This window comes from Labrys sp. F242 (assembly GCF_057813875.1).
In genome coordinates this window covers 368,042-386,605 of sequence record NZ_JBVASG010000005.1, presented here as the reverse complement: position 1 = coordinate 386,605, position 18,564 = coordinate 368,042, and the positions used below count along the sequence as shown (strand labels likewise).

At 62.1% G+C, this 18,564-nt stretch carries 22 protein-coding genes, 1 tRNA gene and 1 pseudogene; 7 read left to right on the top strand and 17 right to left on the bottom strand.

The window, feature by feature from the left end; translation table 11 throughout:
- The first annotated feature begins 3 nt into the window (after positions 1–3).
- A complete protein-coding gene (locus ACZYTC_RS28240) occupies positions 4–204 on the top strand; it encodes a hypothetical protein (protein WP_488991084.1) in 201 nt (66 codons plus the stop codon).
- Positions 205–601: 397 nt separating this feature from the next.
- On the opposite strand, the gene ACZYTC_RS28235 is transcribed toward ACZYTC_RS28240, so the two are convergent.
- The 7 genes from ACZYTC_RS28235 to ACZYTC_RS28205 all read right to left on the bottom strand — a co-directional run bounded on the left by ACZYTC_RS28235 (position 602) and on the right by ACZYTC_RS28205 (position 5,178).
- Positions 602–1,165 carry a hypothetical protein gene (locus ACZYTC_RS28235; RefSeq protein ID WP_488991083.1) on the bottom strand — a complete coding sequence of 188 codons (564 nt, stop codon included), beginning with the start codon at positions 1,163–1,165 and terminating at the stop codon, positions 602–604.
- Positions 1,166–1,168: 3 nt separating this feature from the next.
- Positions 1,169–2,572 carry a DnaB-like helicase C-terminal domain-containing protein gene (locus tag ACZYTC_RS28230; protein ID WP_488991082.1) on the bottom strand — a complete coding sequence of 468 codons (1,404 nt, stop codon included), beginning with the start codon at positions 2,570–2,572 and terminating at the stop codon, positions 1,169–1,171.
- A complete protein-coding gene (locus ACZYTC_RS28225) occupies positions 2,523–2,834 on the bottom strand; it encodes a hypothetical protein (RefSeq protein WP_488991081.1) in 312 nt (103 codons plus the stop codon). Before ACZYTC_RS28225 ends, ACZYTC_RS28230 begins: the two co-directional genes overlap by 50 nt.
- On the bottom strand, positions 2,828–3,799 hold the full coding sequence (locus tag ACZYTC_RS28220; RefSeq protein WP_488991080.1) for a hypothetical protein: 972 nt from the start codon (positions 3,797–3,799) through the stop codon (positions 2,828–2,830). Before ACZYTC_RS28220 ends, ACZYTC_RS28225 begins: the two co-directional genes overlap by 7 nt.
- Before the next feature lie 65 nt (positions 3,800–3,864).
- Positions 3,865–4,290: a hypothetical protein gene (locus ACZYTC_RS28215; RefSeq protein WP_488991079.1), complete on the bottom strand. Its 426-nt coding sequence runs from the start codon at positions 4,288–4,290 to the stop codon at positions 3,865–3,867.
- A complete protein-coding gene (locus ACZYTC_RS28210; protein WP_488991078.1) occupies positions 4,287–4,697 on the bottom strand; it encodes a hypothetical protein in 411 nt (136 codons plus the stop codon). The genes ACZYTC_RS28215 and ACZYTC_RS28210 overlap by 4 nt, the downstream gene beginning before the upstream one ends.
- 268 nt (positions 4,698–4,965) lie before the next feature.
- Positions 4,966–5,178: a YdaS family helix-turn-helix protein gene (locus ACZYTC_RS28205; protein ID WP_488991077.1), complete on the bottom strand. Its 213-nt coding sequence runs from the start codon at positions 5,176–5,178 to the stop codon at positions 4,966–4,968.
- A gap of 83 nt (positions 5,179–5,261) precedes the next feature.
- On the opposite strand from ACZYTC_RS28205, the gene ACZYTC_RS28200 reads away from it, so the two are divergent.
- From ACZYTC_RS28200 to ACZYTC_RS28185, 4 genes and pseudogenes are all read left to right on the top strand, one after another.
- Positions 5,262–6,044 carry an XRE family transcriptional regulator gene (locus tag ACZYTC_RS28200; protein WP_488991076.1) on the top strand — a complete coding sequence of 261 codons (783 nt, stop codon included), beginning with the start codon at positions 5,262–5,264 and terminating at the stop codon, positions 6,042–6,044.
- 109 nt (positions 6,045–6,153) lie between these two features.
- Positions 6,154–7,134 (top strand): hypothetical protein, encoded by a 981-nt coding sequence (locus tag ACZYTC_RS28195; protein WP_488991075.1) that lies wholly within the window; start codon positions 6,154–6,156, stop codon positions 7,132–7,134.
- A complete protein-coding gene (locus ACZYTC_RS28190; protein WP_488991074.1) occupies positions 7,131–7,547 on the top strand; it encodes a helix-turn-helix domain-containing protein in 417 nt (138 codons plus the stop codon). Before ACZYTC_RS28195 ends, ACZYTC_RS28190 begins: the two co-directional genes overlap by 4 nt.
- 155 nt (positions 7,548–7,702) lie before the next feature.
- A pseudogene (locus ACZYTC_RS28185) lies at positions 7,703–8,764 on the top strand (recombinase family protein); the annotation flags it as partial.
- 249 nt (positions 8,765–9,013) lie between these two features.
- Here ACZYTC_RS28185 and ACZYTC_RS28180 read toward each other — a convergent pair.
- From ACZYTC_RS28180 to ACZYTC_RS28140, 9 genes are all read right to left on the bottom strand, one after another.
- Positions 9,014–9,229: a hypothetical protein gene (locus tag ACZYTC_RS28180; RefSeq protein ID WP_488991073.1), complete on the bottom strand. Its 216-nt coding sequence runs from the start codon at positions 9,227–9,229 to the stop codon at positions 9,014–9,016.
- Between the two features lie 37 nt (positions 9,230–9,266).
- Positions 9,267–9,343: transfer RNA gene (locus ACZYTC_RS28175), tRNA-Met, on the bottom strand.
- A 137-nt stretch (positions 9,344–9,480) separates the two neighbouring features.
- The gene (locus ACZYTC_RS28170) at positions 9,481–10,269 is read right to left on the bottom strand and encodes an inositol monophosphatase family protein (protein ID WP_434959589.1); all 789 of its coding nucleotides are present in this window, start codon (positions 10,267–10,269) and stop codon (positions 9,481–9,483) included.
- Between the two features lie 138 nt (positions 10,270–10,407).
- Positions 10,408–10,854, bottom strand: a complete 447-nt coding sequence (locus tag ACZYTC_RS28165) for a pyridoxamine 5'-phosphate oxidase family protein (protein WP_454812849.1) — start codon at positions 10,852–10,854, stop codon at positions 10,408–10,410.
- Positions 10,855–10,910: 56 nt separating this feature from the next.
- Complete coding sequence (locus ACZYTC_RS28160; protein WP_434955173.1) at positions 10,911–12,017, bottom strand: tetratricopeptide repeat protein; 1,107 nt, start codon at positions 12,015–12,017, stop codon at positions 10,911–10,913.
- Positions 12,014–12,664, bottom strand: a complete 651-nt coding sequence (locus ACZYTC_RS28155; protein WP_488991072.1) for a thiamine phosphate synthase — start codon at positions 12,662–12,664, stop codon at positions 12,014–12,016. The genes ACZYTC_RS28160 and ACZYTC_RS28155 overlap by 4 nt, the downstream gene beginning before the upstream one ends.
- A gap of 129 nt (positions 12,665–12,793) precedes the next feature.
- Positions 12,794–13,858: a class II fructose-bisphosphate aldolase gene (fba, locus tag ACZYTC_RS28150; protein WP_488991071.1), complete on the bottom strand. Its 1,065-nt coding sequence runs from the start codon at positions 13,856–13,858 to the stop codon at positions 12,794–12,796.
- 47 nt (positions 13,859–13,905) lie between these two features.
- Positions 13,906–15,096: a phosphoglycerate kinase gene (locus ACZYTC_RS28145; RefSeq protein WP_434955170.1), complete on the bottom strand. Its 1,191-nt coding sequence runs from the start codon at positions 15,094–15,096 to the stop codon at positions 13,906–13,908.
- Positions 15,097–15,263: 167 nt separating this feature from the next.
- Positions 15,264–16,160 (bottom strand): LysR family transcriptional regulator, encoded by an 897-nt coding sequence (locus ACZYTC_RS28140; RefSeq protein ID WP_488991070.1) that lies wholly within the window; start codon positions 16,158–16,160, stop codon positions 15,264–15,266.
- A 96-nt stretch (positions 16,161–16,256) separates the two neighbouring features.
- Between ACZYTC_RS28140 and ACZYTC_RS28135 the strand changes: the two genes are divergently transcribed.
- Positions 16,257–17,132 carry an NmrA/HSCARG family protein gene (locus tag ACZYTC_RS28135; RefSeq protein ID WP_488991069.1) on the top strand — a complete coding sequence of 292 codons (876 nt, stop codon included), beginning with the start codon at positions 16,257–16,259 and terminating at the stop codon, positions 17,130–17,132.
- 27 nt (positions 17,133–17,159) lie between these two features.
- Positions 17,160–17,396, top strand: a complete 237-nt coding sequence (locus tag ACZYTC_RS28130; RefSeq protein ID WP_488991068.1) for a hypothetical protein — start codon at positions 17,160–17,162, stop codon at positions 17,394–17,396.
- Between the two features lie 452 nt (positions 17,397–17,848).
- On the opposite strand, the gene ACZYTC_RS28125 is transcribed toward ACZYTC_RS28130, so the two are convergent.
- Positions 17,849–18,562 (bottom strand): DUF3142 domain-containing protein, encoded by a 714-nt coding sequence (locus tag ACZYTC_RS28125; RefSeq protein WP_441771260.1) that lies wholly within the window; start codon positions 18,560–18,562, stop codon positions 17,849–17,851.
- Positions 18,563–18,564 lie beyond the last annotated feature (2 nt).

Below are 18,564 nucleotides of genomic sequence, written 5' to 3'. Positions count from 1 at the left end.
CTCATGTCGAATCTCAAAAAGATCATTCTACAGATCTTGTTGTTCTGGTTGGCCTTTTGCGTCGCTAGGGCCGCGATCGACTGGCATCGTTTCGTATCGAACCCGATGGAGACGCTGTATGCATCTCTGATTTCAGGATTGGTCGGCGGCGGCACGCTGGCAATCTTGAACAGTATTCCCAATGGCAGGCGGGACAGGAAATAGTGCCATATCAAGCAGGGCAGAACCGGGCGAGCGCCATCCCTCGTCCGTCTGCCTGCTTGAAACTTACACGTGGCTTGGGCACCATGAATTTAGCTGCAGCGTAGCTCTCGGATGGGTGGTCCCTGCCAACGGCGCTGATTGCCGCAACACCAACTGGAGCACACTTGCATGTGTTCTGCGTTTTTCGCCTCGGTGTCCCAAGGGCGAACACGCCGACTACGCGCCTTCATGCGGAGAAGATCGCGAATGCGGCGGGCTCGTTTCGGTTCCTGAATTTTAGCCATATCGCACATCCATTGGTTCGGTGTGCGAAAGCCCGGCAGCTTCTCAGCTCCGGGCGCGAATATCCTCAGGTACCATTAGAGACGATGAATTTCTGACATGGGGGTTGTCAAGCCTAACTGGTGCCAACCCTTAGAAATATGCGGTAAATTGCCGTGAGACCGATGCGCAAACCGCCGTACATGTGGGGCAGGTTCGGCGTCTGACGATCGAGGATGTGATCGAAGGCCGAAATGATCGGTGTGCGGGCGATCGTGGATGCGACCTGCAGGCAATGCATGATCTCTTCCCATTTCGACATCGAGCGCCTGCACCACCGAGCATAGGCCTCCGGATCGCCCTCCTCTGGCAAGACAACACGGTTAGATACGGCGCCGGGTGCGGCAATGGCCTGCAGATATTCATTCCGCTTGCCGAGGTACCATTCCGCTGCCTGGAATTGATCTTTGTTCAGCTCGCCCTGGATCCGCAGCCATCCCTGCGTGGTGCCGACGTTGGGCTTTCCCAACTCGGGGCGACCATCCACGAGGCTCTCAGGCAACCCGGTCTGACGCATGCGGGCTGAAATCATCACGGCCTTGATATCCCTCTCCCGTTCGATCCTGGCTGGCTTTGAGCGCGAAAGGCGCCCGTTGGGTTCCCGAATGCCAAGCTGTCGTTTGCGTCCTGCACGAGCCATGGATCACCTCGTTTCATAATCGGTGGAGACGTAGCGGCGCTTCTCAAGGTCGTAATTCAGTCCGACCTTGCAGACGTAGCCCAGCTCTTCGAAGCGAGCTTTCCGCTGGTAGAGGTCTGCTTCCGTGCAGCGCTTGCCGTCCTTGAAGAAGTCAGGCCGGTGCACGACAAATCCCTGATCCACCCTGTTGAACCAGTTCATGGAACCTGAGATGTCCTCTAGTTCCGGCGGTTCCTTCCTCAGGTGGCCATCGCGCTTGGACGGGTGGGCCAGGATCTGGACATGGCAGTGCATGTCCCGAGCGAACTGGATGACCGCGTTGAGGCAGCGCCCGATATAGTCGGTCTCACTCTCGCGATTCTCGCGCTTGTGCTCCATGCGGTTCCAAGGATCGACCTGGATCGCTTTGACGCCGTAGCGCACAACCGCGACCTCGGCGCGATCCAGGAGCCAGTTCAGATCCGGCTGCCCTTCGGGGTGCTTGAGGAACACGTAATGATCGTCAATGAAGCGATCGGCGGCGGCCATCATCCGGCCATCCATGTTCATCTCAGGGACGAGGCTGTGCAGGGTGCGGATCTGCCGGCGAAGGTGGGGCTTTTCGCCGGTCTCGAAAGACGCCATCGCTATGCGGAATCCGTATTTGCGCACGATCTGGAACCAGATCTGAGCCCATAGGACCGTCTTTCCGTGGTTGGGCAGACCGGTGACGACACTGAGCATGCCTGGCGCGAGCTTGATCTTGTTTTCCCATTCTTCGAAGCCGGGCGACCACGTAAATATCGGTGGCGGTTCCGGGATCTCGCTCATGAGATACAGACCGTCTACCGGCCAAGGCAACGAGCCTTGTTCGACCATTTCGCGAAGCGCATCGGCGCCGTCGCTCAACAGGAAATCGTTGGCGTCCTTCACCCCGTCCGGCCATTCGAGGAAGTGAAAGCGAGCCTGCCCGAGGATCTTCGCCATGATACGGCGCAGGATCCGTCCGGGGCCGTCACTGTCGCCACACCAGACGAATTTCCGAACCTTGTTCAGGCCCATCGCAAGCGCATCGAGAACGTACCCGAAACCGTCGGTGCTCTCCTCGTCCTCCTCGCGCAGCTTCTCAGGCGCGCCACCAGGGACCGACAGCACGCGATTGAGGGAGATGCCGGCCTCGATCAGCGATGCCGCGTCAAACTCCCCTTCCGTGATGTAAACAGCATCGAGAGGGCCGCTCAGCACGTTGTCGAGATTGAAGAACGAGGCCTTGGCGTCCTTCTGCGACACGAAGGTTTTTTCCGAGAGCGCCCTCGCCTTCCAGTAGGTTCGCTGGCCGCCGACAAAGTAGGGCCAGAAAAGAGCCTCGTCCCGCCGCTCAATGCCCGGGAAAAAGGTTGTACCGGACTCGGCGTTGAGCCGATCCAAAGTCGCTGAACTGATACCCCTGCTCGCGGCGTAAGCCGTAGCCGCTGCGCTGCGTTTCGAAGAATTCGCCGCCGTTCCATCCGCAGTGGTGGCAGTACCACTGGGCGCCAGTGCCGTCGACCTTGACGGAGAGGCACCGGTCGCGCTTGTGCTTCCGTTTGGCGCTGCACTCGGGGCAAACTGTTCTGAAACGTCCATTGCGGTTCGACCTGGCCTGAATGTGATGTTCTCGGAAAATCTCGTCGACGTTGCGCGCTACCATCCGGTCAGCCTCCCCTCGTCGTCATAGGTGTTGCCACGGGAAGCCCATTGGTTCGGGCCGATCGGCGTGACTGTCTCGCCTGCCTCTCGCCATTTGCTCACCCAGGCAGGGACCTTTTTGCCGTTCTTGGCCTGGTTGATTTGCTTGGCTCGGGTGATGCCGGCCTCATCCTCAAGCTCTCGGATGGTGGCGCCGAAATAGGTCGAAGGGTCTTTTGCCTTCAGGCAGCTCTGCACCAGCCGTGTGGCTGCCGGCATGGTGGTTGCCCCAGCGTGGGCCAGCTTCATGAGCTTGCCGAGACGCGAACGGGTGATGCCCTTCGCCTCGCATTCCTTGGCCAGGGACCAGAACACATCTTCGTCGGACTGTTCTACCGGCAAGGCTGCCGCAGGCTGGGCAGGCGGCACCTCGGAGGTTGAGGCGATAGCCTCAACCGTAGAGGTGATAATATATCCCTGTCCCTGTCCCTCTCCCTGTCCCTTGGAGCCACTGTCCCCGGGGAAGTCTTCGGGACCATCGCCTTTGTCCTTGGGGACACTGGCGGACTGTCCCTCGGGACAATAGGAAGACAGCCACTCTTCGAAGGTCGGTATCGGCTTCTCTGCGTCTGGGTGGCGCTGGTTATGTTTCTTGATCCGAGCGCACTCACTATTCCAGCGCTGGCGCAGCTTGCCCTGCCAGGCTTCGTTCGCTTTCTCGGCAACGACGGGATGATAGAGCCGACCGTCGCTGCACTCGATCCACCGGTGCAGTGCGCCGGCCCGGATCTTGGCCCAGTCCTTGTCGATCCTGCCGCGCAGGGCATAGCCGGCAGTCTTGGCTATCCACTTTTCATCATTGGGTATCGAGGCAGCCGGAACCTGATGCCACGACGCTGACCACAGGAGAACGGCAGCCCAGCAGGCTTCCGGCGTCTCATTGGCGGCAAGGTCACTGTCGCGAAGCCGCCCTACGTCGAGCGGCATGAACTGGAAGTCTCGCAAATCACAATACGATTGCGTCAGAGGTGCCGGCCTCTCTGCTGGCTTGTTCATGCAACACCCGCTGCTGCCGCGACGATGCGGCCGGTCTGAAAATCGATGATGGAATTGATGGCCTGATCGGCGCACAGGCCAACGGCCGCAGTGATCTCCGTGCCGGTGAAATGAAAGGCGCTGATGCCGTGGGCGCGCAGGAGGTTGGCCCATTGGAAATAGGCGTCGATCTCAGGCGATGTCTTCTGATCCCAGCCCACCGGATCGATTGTCACGGCCACGAACATGGTCGCGCCATGGAAGGCCATGCTCACAAGAAGGTCTGCGGTCCGGCCGCAAACCAACTTGTTGCGCTCGATCACGATCGTGTCGTTGCCCCCGGTCTGGTTCGAGACCTCATAGCCAAGGTCAAGCGCCAGTTCGCGAAGGCACGCCCGAAAAGCATGGACGAGATCAAGCTTCTGGCGACCCGGCGTTGTCATTCGGCAGTTCCGATCTGCCGGTTGATTCTTCCGATTGCATCGCGTGCAACTTTGATCGCAGCTTCCGCCTCGATAATCTCAGACCCACCAGGGCTGAAACCGCACTGGCGAGCAAGTTCAATCTCAGCCTGAAAAGTGCGAATTTCGCGTTCCAGCTCACGGATTACGGCTCCTTGAATGCGGGCGAAAAGCTTGGCGCCAATGCTCTTGCGGCGTCCGCGGCGAATGTTCTCCGTCGTGCCCGGGCCGACACCGATCGCCCGAGCTGCGCCGGAACGACCGCGAAGTCCCTCCAGGCGCTCCACGAAACCGCGCGCAGCATCGTCATAGTCGGCAGGATTTGCCGTGCTCATTTCAGCCTCACGTTGGGAAAAGGTCCGCGCATCGCGGATGATTTGATTGCGCATGTCGTGCTCCTGTTGCGGGGCACGAGGCCACGGCTTTGCGCGGCAACTGCCAGGACGACGCGCAAGCCAAAGGAGAGACGATGGAAATGATCGGTAAGCTGTCGAGCCGCCTGATTAAGCGGCTCAAGGAGGAGCATCGGAAGTTGAAGCGCCCGGCACTCCGCCGGTTGCCAACCCGAAGATATCCGCACCCGCCGGCCGGCGAGCGATGAGCACCCCACCATGAAATCGCAGCCCACTGCCGAGGTCGGCCGGAATGACATAGCGGTCATTCCGCGTTCAGCGGAGGCCTGACGAAGATGTCAGGACGTAGTTGCTCGCGTGGGATGCCGGTAGCGGCCTCGACTGCGGCAAGGCGACCGACAGGAACCTTCTTCCACAAGCTGATAGCCTGCGGGGTAATGCCAAGCTTCTTGGCGAGGTCCGCGCGGGCCTTGCCACGAGGCAGGTCAAGTGCGCTTTCAGAGACTGACTGTTCCATACCTCGTTAGAAAGCATTTCTTTCATATGAATGCAAGCAAAACTTTCAGTGCAGTGACAGCGATTCTTGCACACGGTATGCGAATGGACAGCGTTGGCTCTCGAATTAGATATATCCGCCTTCTCGCAAAGCTCTCACAGGAGGCCTTTGCCGAGCGCCTCGAGATAACGCGCGGCGCAGTGGGCAATTGGGAACGCGATCAAGGCATTAAGCGCGAGAACCTGTCGCTCATCGCCCGAACCTTTGGCGCGGATCTCAATTGGCTTTCTGACGGGATGGGAAAGCCTCCCGAAAAACTGGGGATACCGCGACTTCGTCTCGCAACTTTCGATGATAGCGCAGCCGAAGCTGATGCCCCGTTCGAAGCGGAAGCCCCCGAGAACCTGGACCCGGATGCCACACCTAAAATCCCAGCCAACGGCATTGTGGAATTAGATGCGCGACCTGGGATGGGCGGCGGCGGCCAGATCGGCCATGTGTACTATCGCGAGGGTGATCAGATCGAAACAAGGGACGCAATCAAGGTTTATCCGTGGATTTTCCCGCCGTGGTTCCTTGCGCGCCTAAACGCGCGACCGGGCGACCTCTTGGTTGCTGAAGCTACTGGGGATTCGATGCGCCCGACAATCGAGCCAGGCACGCCGCTGATCATTGATACCAGACATAGGATCCCCTCACCCGATGGCGTCTATGCCATCCGCGACCGGTGGGGACAGGTGCAAGTGAAGCGCTTGGAAACCGCCAAGGGTGCCGGCGACCTCGCCGTAAAGATCATCAGCGACAACGGTGGCCATGTCGAGACCGTCCGGTCAGAAGACGAGATATCCATCGTTGGCAAGGTTCTCGGCGGGATTCACATCTTCTAGACGAGCATGACCCTTCGTGCACGCGCATGGCGCGCCTGCGCGTGAGGGATAGCGTTTTGGGACAAAATGAAAGCGTTTCTTTCTTTTTCCTTGCATCGGAATGAAAGAAATGCTTTCTAAAGCCATCGAAACCAAACCGATGGCCACTCCAATGAACATGCAGGTTGCAAATCTCACCAGCACCACCGTCATTCCCGTTGCTGCGCTCGCTATCGGCGCGGCCGAGCCGATCATCTCCCTGATTGAAGCCTACGAAGCCGGAGCCAAGGCGTATCGTGAGGCCGATGACGATAGCGACGATTTTGCCCAGGCCACCTACGGCGAGCCCTTCGATCAGATCGTTGGTGGTGCTTGGGAGATCCAGACTGTAGCCGGCGCAATTGCCGCCCTTCGTTTCGCCAAGAAGGAAGAGGGCTATCACCTCGATAGTCTTGCAACCGGCCCGCTCATTGATGCCGCCCTTCGTTTCCTTGAAAGCGCTTCCGGCTCTACGCTCGTTCACCCCGACGCAGAACTGTTGGCGCTCGATGCCCAGCTTGAGCCTCTGGAGCGCGAAGACGAGACAATCCATGACAAGCTCAACGAAACGCAGGCCGAATGGCAGCGCGTCCACGACGATCGCACTGGCCTGGAGTTTACCCGCGTCGATCAGATGTATTTCGGCTCGGGCATCAAGGATGATGGCCGGAATACGATCTGTCCCTGGTCTATCTGCTACATCGAACCCCTCGATCTGGCCGTGGCATACCCCACTGCCCGACAGAGAGTGATCGGACACAATGAGCGCCTAGAGGAGCTTAGGGGGGCTTATAGGCGGTGGCACAAGGCTATCGATGATTTCAACAAGTCATCCGGGCGAGAGGCGCTCGCCGAACGCTCCGAAGCACTGTATGAGCTCCGCGCGCCCCTGATGGACGAGATCCTGGCAACGCCAGCCAGGACACTCGCTGGCCTTGCCGTGAAGGCCAAGATGGTCAAGCGACAAAATCCGAAGTGGTGGAAAATCGAGCCGAAATATCTCGGCTTCGAGGACGAGTGCTGCCTCTCGCTAATTGAAGACACGCTTGCTGCGGGTTGGGCTGCAGCATGAACGCCGACAGAACGCACCACCTGATCACCGCCCGCAGGGCAGCGGGGTTCAAATCCGCGCGGGCGGCGGCGCTCTCTTGCGGGTGGGTCGAAAGCACCTATAGCTCCCACGAGAACGGCACACGTGATTTCGGCATCGATGACGCTGAGAAATACGCAGAAGTATTCCGTGCCCGCGGCGCCTCATATTCAGCCGCCGAGATTATCTTCGGTCCAGCAAGTCGAGCCACACCACTATCAGCGCGACAGGAAATCGCTTCCCGCATCATGACCTCTCTGGTCTCTCGCCAGGAGTTCGACCACGTGGAGAAAAGGTACCGCCTGGCCTGCTCTCCTGCCGAAACAGCGGCGCGCGCCCTTGAATATGCCGACGCCCTGATTACTGCCTCGACTCGGAGCGATGGCGATGGCTGAGCCAGCTCTTCCCACTGTCCTCACTGCAAACAGTCATTGCGACCGTTTGCATAAGCCGCCAGATCCTCTCTTAATCGAGTTCGTTCAAGCATTGGCACGGCGTCAGGCGCGCATCGATCACGCCCGCCTCATCGCAAACACATCGGGAAGCGGCAATGAACACCAAGCGCGGGGCGATCTACGCCAGATACTCGACTGACCTGCAGAACGATCGCAGTGTCGAGGATCAAATCGCGCTTTGCCGCTCCTACGCCGACCGGAACGGCATCAATGTCGTTTCCACCTTTCATGATCGCGCTCGCTCTGGGGCCTCTGTCTTCGGGCGTGATGGGCTCCTCAGCCTGATCGACGCGTCGAAGAACGGCACCTTCACCACCATCATCGTTGAGGCCCTGGACCGTCTCTCCCGTGATCAGGAGGACCTTGCCGGCCTTTACAAGCGTCTGTCATTCCGGGGCGTGGAAATCCTCGCTGTCCACGAGGGGAAGGTTGATCAGGTCCAGATTGGCGTTCGTGGCATGCTCGGCAGCCTCTATCTGGCCGACCTCGCCAATAAGGTACGCCGCGGCCTGGCCGGCGTCATCCGAGACAAAAGGCATGCCGGCGGCCGCGCCTATGGCTACCGGCCGATTCCGGGCAAGCCTGGTGAAATGGAGATTGTTGAGGAAGAGGCGGCCGTCGTGCGCCGGATCTTTGCCGAGTACCGGGCTGGATCCAGCCCGCGCACCATTGCCATCGGTCTGAACCAGGATGGCGTAACCGCGCCCCGCGGCGGCCGCTGGGCGGCGTCAACGATCAACGGGAATGCCAAGCGCGGGAACGGGTTACTGCAAAACCCTCTCTACAGCGGCCGGCTCATCTGGAACCGCGTGCGCATGGTTCGCGACCCTGACACCGGCAAGAGGGTATCGAGGCCAAACCCTGAAAACGAATGGCAGACGGTCGACGTGCCGCATTTGCGGATTGTACGGGAAGATGACGCCGGTGAGGCAGCCGCCCGAAAGCAGGCTCTGGCGCGTGGGCCGAACTCTCGCGGCGGCCGACCGGGGAAAAGGCTGCTGTCCGGTCTGATGCGCTGCGGTGCCTGCGGCGGCAGTATGGTCATTCAAGGCCCCGACCGCGGCGGCCAGCGCATCATCTGTTCGAACCATAAGGAGGCTCGAACTTGCGACAATCAATCCCGGTACTATGTCGAGCGGATCGAGGCGGCTGTCGTCGACCACCTGCGAGCACAACTAAAAACGCCCGAGCTGCTGGCGGCCTATGTCGCTGCCTATCGGGAGGAAAGGCGAGCGCTTGAGGCTGCTTCGCGGCGCGGGCGTGCGAAATTGGAGAAGGGACTGGCGGACGCTAAAGCCGGGATCAGCCGAATTGTCGATATGATCGGAGCGGGAATTCTCGACGCTGGCGAGGCCGCTGAGCGTCTGGCGCCATTGCGCGCCGACCGGGACCGCTATGCTGCGGAGCTAGCGACAGCCGCCAACGAGACGAACGTGATCGAGCTGCACCCGACTGCCGTGAAGGCCTTCCATCAGAATCTCGAAATGCTGCACGTGATCCTGAGCGGCGGCTTCGGCGATATCCCCGCCGATCTCCACAATCTCTTCCGGGTATTCGTCGAAGCCGTAACCATCCGCCCAAGGCAGGCGCACGAGCCATATGTCTTTGAAGTGACCGGCCACCTTGCGCCGCTCTTGAGCGATCTGTCGGTGAATTCGATGGTAGCGGGAGAGGGACTTGAACCCCCGACACGCGGATTATGATTCCGCTGCTCTAACCAGCTGAGCTACCCCGCCACGGAGCCCGGCACTGCCGGGACGGGCGGCTTATGCAAGGCTGGGCCGAAACTGTCAAGCGGGCGGGAGAGGAAATCTTCTCCCCTCCCCGTTTTTGCTGGCGTCTCGCCCCCGCGGCCGCGATGTCAGGCCCAATATCAGGCCTTGGTGAGCAGACCGAGCAGGCCCTTGTGGATGGCTTCGTTGCCGGCCACGATGTCGCCGGTGTCCAGCATGGTGTCCCCGCCCCGGATGTCGGAGATGAAGCCGCCGGCTTCGCGTACCAGCACGATGCCGGCCGCCAGGTCCCAGGAGGAGAGCCAGCGCGCGGCCAGGCCGTCGAGCCGGCCGGAAGCGACATAGGCCAGGTCCAGGGCGGCGGCGCCGAAATTGCGGACGCCGGCAACCTTGCCCATCACGGTACCGAGATCGGCGAGGTTGGTCTGGTGCTGGCCGCGGCCGAGGCGCGCCAGGCTCATGCCCACGATCGAATCCTCCATCAGGCGGCGGCCGGAGACACGGATGCGGCGTTCGTTGTGGAAGGCGCCCTTGCCGCGCTCGGCCACGAACAGGTCCTCGGTGGCGGGATTGTAGACGACGCCGGCTACCAGCAGGCCCTCGCGCTCCAAGGCCACGGAAACGGCGAAGAAAGGCACGCCGTGCAGGAAATTGGTGGTGCCGTCGAGCGGATCGATATGCCAACGATGGGTCTTGTCCGCGCCTTCGACGACGCCGGCTTCCTCCATCACGAAGCCATAGCCCGGACGGGCCCGCTCCAGTTCCTGATGCAGCGTGCGCTCGGCCTTCTTGTCGGCGACGGACACGAAATCGCCCGGCCCCTTGGTCGAGACCTGCAGGTTCTCCAGCTCGCCGAAATCGCGCTTGAGACCCTTGCCGGCCTTGAGCACGGCAGCAACCATCACATTCATCAAAGGTGAACGCAGCATCATGAAACTTTCAAATAACAGCCGCCCCGGAGCACGGGGCACGGGAATGGGAAGCGGCCTGTCTAATGGAAAATGCCGCCGATATGAACGGGAAAATGCGACCGGCGTGAAAATTCGAATCGCAGCGGCCCTTAAGGTTCACAGGCCCTGATAATAGGCCTTCCAATGGCTGCGCAGCGCCTCTTCCTCGGCGCCGATGTCATAGGCGGGCGATGAAATCGGCTTCACCGTCTCGACGCGAACACGCACGAAATGGCGGATGCGGTCGGCCAGGGCGCCCCAGCGGTCGAAATGCGGACGCAAAACCGCGAAAGCCTCGCTCTCCTTGGCGATGACCTCGCAACGGCCGCGGATGCGCACGCCCTTGCGGGCCAGCACATCGACGAAATTGATCTCCACCACCGGGCGCTCGCGTATGTTGCGCAAGGTTCCCGGGGAGCGCGCCTCCCCGAAAACGATATGGTGGTCGTCCAAGGCCAGCATCATGCCCTTGGGCGACAGATTCGGGGTGCCGTCAGGATTGACGCTCGCCACATAGCCGAGCGAATGGCGCTCGATCACTGCCCTCGCCGCCGCATCCAGCACCGCCAACCTCCCCTATCGATCCTTCGTACCAACCTGAAGAAAAAGATCGGTTGGCATTACATGCCGTAGTAGCGGGCGCCTTGAATGGCCGCCGCCCGCACCTCCGGCGTTTGTCGGGCGACATATTCGTCGAGCTGCTTGTCGTCGAGCCCCGCCGCCTTGGCGAGCAGATGCCACATGCAGGCCAGCACCGGATTGGGCGCCAGGCCAATGCCGGCCGCATACATCCGCGCCAGGCGATTGCGGGCGATCGGCGAGCCGCGCCGGGCCGCGCGCTCGAACCAGTCGGCCGCCATCTCCTGGTCGCGCGGCACGCCCTCCCCGTTGAAGAGGGCGATGCCATATTCCACCATGCCGTCGATATTGCTGGCATTGGCCGAGGCCAGGAAGAACTCGGTCGCCTTTTTCTTGTCGGCCGGCACGCCCTTGCCGTCCTTGGTCAGCACGCCGAGCGAATAGAGGGCATCGCCATTATTGGCGAGAGCCGCCTGGCTGAAGCGCTTATAGGCGGTGGCGTAGTCGGGCGGACCGTTGGTGGTACGCAGGGCGATGATGCCGAGATTATAGGCCGCCTCGGGCACGCCCAATTCGGCGGCGCGGTTGAGCAGCAGCATGCCACCCGGCTCGTCTTTGGGCACGTTCTTGCCCAGGAGCTTGGTCATGCCATAGGCGAACATGGCGTTGCGATCGCCGCGCTCGGCCGCCTCGGAATACCATTGCGCTGCCTTCACAGGATCGGGCGGCACGCCCAGGCCATTGGCATAGAGCTGGGCGATCAGGGTCATCGCCGCAGGATCCTTGTCGGCCACCACGCGCTTGGTGGCTTCCTCCAGCGCCCTGAGATAGTAGCCGCGCTGGAAAGCGCCATAGGCAAGATCCGGCGGCGGCCCGCCCGGCACGGCGGGGGCTGCCACCTCCGCGGGCTTGGCGGCACCGGATGGCGGCGCGGCCTCGCCAGGCGCGTTCTCCGCGGGCTTGGCGGCTTCCGATGCGGGTTGAGCAGCCGTGGCCGGCGCACCTGCCTCTGCCGGCTTGCCCGCCTCGCCGCCATTGGCTTCGGCCGGCTGTGCGGCGTCGGCAGGGGGCGAGGGTTCCGCGCGGCCCGGCAACGAGGCGAGAAGGACCGGCAGCGCGAGCGCGGCCGCAACAGCGATGCGCTTCATGCGAGACTTCCTCTCTGCTTCAGCAGCCGGTCCGCCAGCGCAACCGCTTCGGCGGGCCCCTGCTCGTGATTCCAGACGGCATTGCCGAGCGCCACGAAATCGGCACCGGCATCGGCGAACAGCGGCACCGCCGCCAGATCCGGCGCGAAGGCGACGCAAGGCACTTCGAAGAGCTCGGCCCACCAGGCGGTGCGCTCTACCACGCCCTCCAGCGGCGGCATGCGGCCATCGCGCGCCGGCTCGCCGAACATGACATAGTCGACGCCGCTTTCGGCCACGGTCATGGCCTCGTCACGCGTGCGGATGCCGCCCGCTCCGACGATGCGCTCAGGCTTGAAGCTGTCGAGCGCGTCGGCCAGGCCCTTGCGGCCGTCATTGAGATGCACGCCATCGGCACCCGCCCGCGCCACCACCGCGCTCCAGCCGCTGACGAGCAGCGCCGCGCCCGCGCCTTGCACCACCGGCGCGATCTCCTTGATCAGCTTCTTGGCGCCGTTGTCGTCGCCGGCCACCGGGGTGAACAGCACGCAGGCAATGTCGCCGGCCGACAGCGCGGCCCGCAGGGCCGGCAGGAAGGCGGCGACATCGTCGAGGGCCGGGGTGACCAGATAGATCTGGACGGGAGGGCGGGATGGAACTTCAGCCATGGAGGGAATCCCGGGCGTCCTTCTTCTTGCTACGGCATCGGGGCCGATCCCGGGATCGGCTCCGATACTGTACGATTTCGTTGTCGTCCCGCTCAAGCCGAGAGGCGCGAGGCGGTTTTCCGGAACCGCTCAAGCGAATTTCGGCTCGAATTTGCCGGCCTTGTAGCTCTTGGCCATCTCGTGGTGCGGAATGACCTTGATCTTGGCAGCCTGGCCCGCGGTGCCGAACTCCTCATAGCGCTGCTTGCACAGCTTGATCATCGCATCCTGGGCCGGCTTGAGATATTTGCGCGGATCAAATTCGCCCGGATTTTCGGCAAAGATACGGCGGATCTGGCCGGTGATGGCCATGCGGCAATCGGTATCGATATTGACCTTGCGCACGCCGTATTTGATGCCGAGCTGGATCTCCTCCACCGGCACGCCCCAGGTCTGCGGCATCTCGCCGCCATATTTGTTGATGATGTCCTGGAGCTCCTGCGGCACCGAGGAAGAACCATGCATGACCAGATGCATGTCGGGCATGCGCTGGTTGATTTCCTTGATGACGTTCATCGCCAGGATGGCGCCATCGGGCTTGCGGGAGAATTTATAGGCGCCATGCGAGGTGCCCATGGCGATGGCGAGCGCATCGACCTTGGTGTCCTTGACGAACTTCACCGCCTCGTCGGGATTGGTGAGGAGCTGGTCATGCGAGAGCTCGCCTTCGGCGCCGTGGCCGTCCTCGGCCTCGCCCGTGCCGCTTTCGAGGCTGCCGAGCACGCCGAGTTCTCCTTCCACCGAGGCGCCGACCCAATGGGCCATGTCGACGACGCGGCGCGTGATGCCGGCATTATAGCCATAGTCGGCCGGCGTCTTGCCGTCCTCCTTGAGCGAGCCGTCCATCATCACCGAGGTGAAGCCGGCCTGGATGGCGGTAAGGCAGGTCGCTTCGTTGTTGCCATGGTCCTGGTGCACGCAGACCGGAAGGTCCGGATAGATCTCGACTGCCGCATCCATCATCTTGGTCAGCATGATGTCGTTGGCATATTGGCGCGCACCGCGAGAGGCCTGCATGATCACCGGCGAGCCGGTGGCCTTGGCCGCCTCCATGATGGCGATCACCTGCTCCATATTGTTGATGTTGAAGGCGGGGACGCCATAGCCATGCTCGGCGGCGTGGTCGAGCAACTGGCGAAGGGTGATGCGTGCCATGAGAAGTCTCCGAAATTTGACGAGGCGCGAGCGATTGGCCGGACGCGTCAGGCGCGCAGGATCTCCACGCCCGGCAACGGCTTGCCTTCCAACCATTCGAGGAAGGCGCCGCCGGCGGTGGAGACATAGGAGAACTGTTCGGCGACCTTGGCATGGTTGAGCGCCGCCACCGTGTCGCCGCCGCCGGCGACCGAAAGCAGCTTGCCAGCCTTGGTGCGCGCGGCGACATGCTTGGCCGCCGCCACCGTGCCGTGGTCGAAGGGGTGCAGCTCGAAAGCGCCCAGCGGGCCGTTCCACACCAGCGTCTCCGCCTCGTCGATGGCACCCTTGATGCGCTCCACCGATTGCGGCCCGACATCGAGGATCATGCCGTCATGCGGGATCGAATCGAGGCCATAGGCGTGGTTCGGCGCGTCGGCAGCGAAATGATAGGCCACGATGGCATCCACCGGCAGGATGATGGCGCAGTTGACCTTCTCCGCCTTGGCGAGGATGGCGCGGGCGGTATCGGCGAGGTCGCGCTCGGCCAGCGATTTGCCGACGCCGACGCCCTGGGCGTGCAGGAAGGTGTTGGCCATGCCGCCACCGATGATCAGCGCGTCGACCTTGCTGACGAGATTGCCGAGCAACTCGAGCTTGGTCGAGACCTTGGCACCGCCGACCACGGCGACGACAGGGCGCTTGGGCTGCTCGAGCGCGCGCGACAGCGCCTCGATCTCGGCCTGCATGGTGCGTCCGGCATAGGCCGGCAGGAGGTGGCCGAGGCCTTCGGTCGAGGCATGGGCGCGATGGGCGGCCGAGAAGGCGTCGTTCACCCAGATGTCGCCATTGGCGGCCAGCGCCTTGACGAAGTCAGGATCGTTCTTCTCTTCGCCGGGATGGAAACGCGTGTTCTCCAGGCAGAGAATGTCGCCCGGCTGCAGGGCGGCGACCGCCTTGGCCGCAACCTCGCCGATGCAATCCTCGGCAAAGGCGACGGGACGCTTGGCGATCTCGGCGAGCTTGGCGGCGACAGGCTTCAGGCTTTCCTTGGGATCCACGCCCTTGGGCCGGCCGAAATGGGCGAGCAGGATGACCTTTGCCCTGGCGCGCGCCAGCTCCAGGATGGTGGGGATCACACGCTCGATGCGGGTGGCATCACCGACGACGCCATTCTCCATCGGGACGTTCAGGTCGACGCGTACCAGAACGCGCTTGTTTTCCACATTGACGTCGTCGAGGGTGCGAAAAGCGCTCATGCCTGTCCTGTCCATCTGTTTTCGGCAAGGTGCCTAGCATACCGCGCCCGCCACGCAAAATCACCGGCGAGCAATAGAGCAAGCTGCCGGATCGATAAAGCGCTCAAGACGACGGAAGGACCTAAATTGCGTCAAAAGATTGCTCGGCGCGCGGTCGTCTTCAGCGCTCATCGGAACAATTGCGTATCGAGCTTTCGCACTGCCAGCTCGATGAAAGCCTTGATCAGCGGCGATAGATGCCGGCTGCTGGGATAGACGACATAGAGGCCACCGGCTGACATGGTATGATCTTCGAGAATACGCCGCAGCCTCCCGTCTTGCAGGGCAGACTCTGCGAACTGGTAGGGCAATTGGGCAATGCCATAGCCGGCAATCGCCGCCGATAGCGCCGAATGCATGTCGTTGACGGCGAAACGGCCTGAAACCGTCACCGTTTCCTGGCCCCCTGGCCCCTCCAGTACCCATGGCGCGCCGTCCACCGATGGGCCGACGATCACGCAGGCATGCCGGGCGAGATCCGCTGTGGCCTGCGGCGTTCCGAACTGCGTGAGATAATTCGGGCCGGCACACAAGATTCTATGCGTGGCGCCAAGCTTGCGCGCGATCAAAGTGGAATCCGGGAGGATACCGGTCCGGAAGGCCAGATCGATGCCATGCTCGATCAGATTGAGCCGGTCATCGGTCAGGATCAATTCAGCCTTGGTCTTGGGATAGGCGGCAAGGAAATCGAACACGGCACTGTTGAGCAGATGGTCGGCAAATCCGGCAGGCGCGGAAATGCGGATCGTACCCGAAGGTTCCGTTCTTGCTTCCGCAAGGCGCAGATTTGCCTCTTCGATCAGCCTCAGCGCCACGCTGCTGCGTTCGTAATAGAGGCGTCCGGCCTCCGTCATGGCGAGGCTCCGCGTCGTGCGCTGCAGCAGGCGCGCACCGACGGCCTGTTCGAGCGCAGCAATGCGGCGACTCACTGTGGTCTTGGGCGCACGGAGCAGCCGTGCGGCTCCGGTGAAACTGCCGGCCTCGACCACCCGGGCAAAAACCAGAATGTCGTTGAGATCGAGCATTATATCCAAATTTGGAACGATGTTTTCCAATAATAGCCCATTATGGTTCGATGTGGCAGCGCTAAATTTGCTTCATCACAAGCAAGGAGCGGTGAAATGGCCACCAAACGGACTGTATTGGTTACCGGTGCCACGGGTCAGCAGGGAGGTGCAGTCGCCCGCGACCTGCTTTCCAGGGGGCATCACGTCAAGGCATTGAGCCGCAGACCCGACAGTGCCGGTGCGCAGGCCCTGGCAGCGGCGGGCGCACAGATTGTGCCTGGTGACCTCGACGACTCGGCCTCTATCGTCAAGGCAGCCAGCGACGTCGACACGATGTTCTTGATGGGAACCATGCTGGCTGGCGGGACTGACGGAGAAACCCGCCAGGGCATCGCCGCCGCCGACGCGGCCAAGGCAGCCGGTATCGGGCACTTGATCTACTCATCCGTCGCCGACGCCGACAAGGCTACCGGCATTCCGCATTTCGACAGCAAATATCTGGTCGAACAGCATATTGCTGGGCTCGGCGTGCCCTATACGATCAGCGCGCCGGTCTTCTTCATGGAAAACAGCGTGGCCCCCTGGTCGATCGACAGCCTGCGCCAGGGTGTGTACGCCCTCGCTGTCCCGGCCAAGCGCGCCTTGCAACAGGTGGCGCTGGCAGACATCGGCGCGTTCAATGCCGCTCTGGTGGAGCGTCGCGAAAAGGTCTTCGGCAAACGCCTCGACTATGCAGGGGACGAGCTCTCCGGCGAGGAGCTGGTGAGAATTCTCTCGCGGGCAACCAACCGTCCGATCCGTTACCAGGAAGTGCCGACCGCCGCGATCCGCCAGCAGAGCGAGGATGCCGCCATCATGTTCGAGTGGTTCGATCGGGTCGGCTACGACGTCGATGTCGCCGGCCTGCACAAGGATTTCCCCGAGATGAACTGGCACAATTTCGCCGACTGGGCAGGCAGCTTCGACTGGCGCATCCTCGATCCGCAATAAACATGCGGGCCATTGCCGCTGACAATCATGCGCAAAACGGAGCCCCGGATCATCCGAGGCGCCGTTTCCGTCGGAGACAGTTGCGATCTCAACTCGGACCTATCCTCCCCGTTCATGCCCGTGAAGGGCAACGACGACATGATCGCCTGCGCCCGACAGATGCTGCGCATCGCTCGCAGGAAGTTCTTCACCAAGCCCTATGACGCCGTGAGCATGGAAGGAGATCGCCACGCGCGCCGGCCTATCCGAGGCCAAGGCATTTGACCTGTTTGCCAGCCAGGAAGAGCTGTTCGCATCGCTCGTCGTGCAGGAAATGGCCGCCGCCGCGGTCGAGATCTGGTGCAGCACGAAAGCGGCGTCCGCCTCTTTCCGGCCGGCTACCGGAGCGATCACCGCAATGCATCACAGACCGCCCAGCTCGGACGCCTTGCGAAGGAGGCGAAGGCTCGCGGCTCGGCAGAGCATTGATCGAGAGAGAATACCGCGCGTGAAGCATGCCAAGACGGCCACCTCATCTGCAGCCCCGACCGTCTCCAAATCATCACTAAGGCATTGTCCGGAAATAACTGAAGCGCCACCTTTGTCATGCCGATGCTTGACCCGGGCATCCAGGGGCTCTTCTTCGACGTCCGGAAGGAGGTACTGGATTGCCGGGTCAAGCCGGCAATGACAAGGTCGAGCCAATTGGATTCGTTCGTTGACGGACGAATCCTAAGTCAGCGCTGCCTCGGATTCTGCAGGAACACGACATAGCCGCGAAACCAGGGATTGGCGGTGAGGCCAGGCGGCTCCTGCCAGTCGCCGGCCTGCACGAGGCCGATGCGGAAAGGCATCTGCAGCCGGCCCAGACGCGAAAGGTAGGCGGCATAGCCGGGGATGGTGATGCGGCTCTGATAGGTCTGGATGATCACTTCGTCCACGACGCCGCCAAGCGCTTCGAGCCCCCTGGGATCGCCATTGCTGCTCCAATCCATCAGACCGGTAATGCCGAGCCTGTATTCCGCCGGCAGTTGGCGGCGCAGGCCCGAGAGGAAGGAGGCGTAGCTCTCCAGATGGCGCGTACGGGCATCGAAATCGATCTGCAGGCCGATGACACGATTGCCTGCCGCTTGCCAGCGCCCGAGCTGAGCGAGAACCTGATCGTAGATCTGCGGCGGCCATGCCAGGGTCTCGACGCGCACCACCAGCCACAGCGGCGTATCGGGAAGGCGGGGAACGGCGCTTCGTCGCGACAGGAGGCGAACCGGTTCCCGGGCGCCGACCTCCGAGCCGAGGAGATAGAGTTCGCGAGCCCGTGCGAGTTCGGGCTGCGTCTTTACCCCCGCCCACAGCCAGAAACTGTGATGGCGGTTGATGTCAACGGGCGCGGCCGTCGCGGCGGCACCGGCAGCCGCCAGGAAAATCGCGAGGGCACAGACTGGCCGCAGCATCT

Coding starts and splice junctions, on each gene's coding strand:
- ACZYTC_RS28240 (WP_488991084.1), top strand. CDS start 4: ATGTCGAATCTCAAAAAGATCATTCTACAGATCTTGTTGTTCTGGTTG.
- ACZYTC_RS28200 (WP_488991076.1), top strand. CDS start 5,262: ATGGACAGCGTTGGCTCTCGAATTAGATATATCCGCCTTCTCGCAAAG.
- ACZYTC_RS28140 (WP_488991070.1), bottom strand. CDS start 16,160: ATGCTCGATCTCAACGACATTCTGGTTTTTGCCCGGGTGGTCGAGGCC.
- ACZYTC_RS28190 (WP_488991074.1), top strand. CDS start 7,131: ATGAACGCCGACAGAACGCACCACCTGATCACCGCCCGCAGGGCAGCG.
- ACZYTC_RS28195 (WP_488991075.1), top strand. CDS start 6,154: ATGCTTTCTAAAGCCATCGAAACCAAACCGATGGCCACTCCAATGAAC.
- ACZYTC_RS28220 (WP_488991080.1), bottom strand. CDS start 3,799: ATGCCGCTCGACGTAGGGCGGCTTCGCGACAGTGACCTTGCCGCCAAT.
- fba (WP_488991071.1), bottom strand. CDS start 13,858: ATGGCACGCATCACCCTTCGCCAGTTGCTCGACCACGCCGCCGAGCAT.
- ACZYTC_RS28155 (WP_488991072.1), bottom strand. CDS start 12,664: ATGGCTGAAGTTCCATCCCGCCCTCCCGTCCAGATCTATCTGGTCACC.
- ACZYTC_RS28125 (WP_441771260.1), bottom strand. CDS start 18,562: ATGCTGCGGCCAGTCTGTGCCCTCGCGATTTTCCTGGCGGCTGCCGGT.
- ACZYTC_RS28145 (WP_434955170.1), bottom strand. CDS start 15,096: ATGAGCGCTTTTCGCACCCTCGACGACGTCAATGTGGAAAACAAGCGC.
- ACZYTC_RS28225 (WP_488991081.1), bottom strand. CDS start 2,834: ATGGTAGCGCGCAACGTCGACGAGATTTTCCGAGAACATCACATTCAG.
- ACZYTC_RS28135 (WP_488991069.1), top strand. CDS start 16,257: ATGGCCACCAAACGGACTGTATTGGTTACCGGTGCCACGGGTCAGCAG.
- ACZYTC_RS28130 (WP_488991068.1), top strand. CDS start 17,160: ATGCGCAAAACGGAGCCCCGGATCATCCGAGGCGCCGTTTCCGTCGGA.
- ACZYTC_RS28160 (WP_434955173.1), bottom strand. CDS start 12,017: ATGAAGCGCATCGCTGTTGCGGCCGCGCTCGCGCTGCCGGTCCTTCTC.
- ACZYTC_RS28210 (WP_488991078.1), bottom strand. CDS start 4,697: ATGCGCAATCAAATCATCCGCGATGCGCGGACCTTTTCCCAACGTGAG.
- ACZYTC_RS28205 (WP_488991077.1), bottom strand. CDS start 5,178: ATGGAACAGTCAGTCTCTGAAAGCGCACTTGACCTGCCTCGTGGCAAG.
- ACZYTC_RS28235 (WP_488991083.1), bottom strand. CDS start 1,165: ATGGCTCGTGCAGGACGCAAACGACAGCTTGGCATTCGGGAACCCAAC.
- ACZYTC_RS28170 (WP_434959589.1), bottom strand. CDS start 10,269: ATGCTGCGTTCACCTTTGATGAATGTGATGGTTGCTGCCGTGCTCAAG.
- ACZYTC_RS28215 (WP_488991079.1), bottom strand. CDS start 4,290: ATGACAACGCCGGGTCGCCAGAAGCTTGATCTCGTCCATGCTTTTCGG.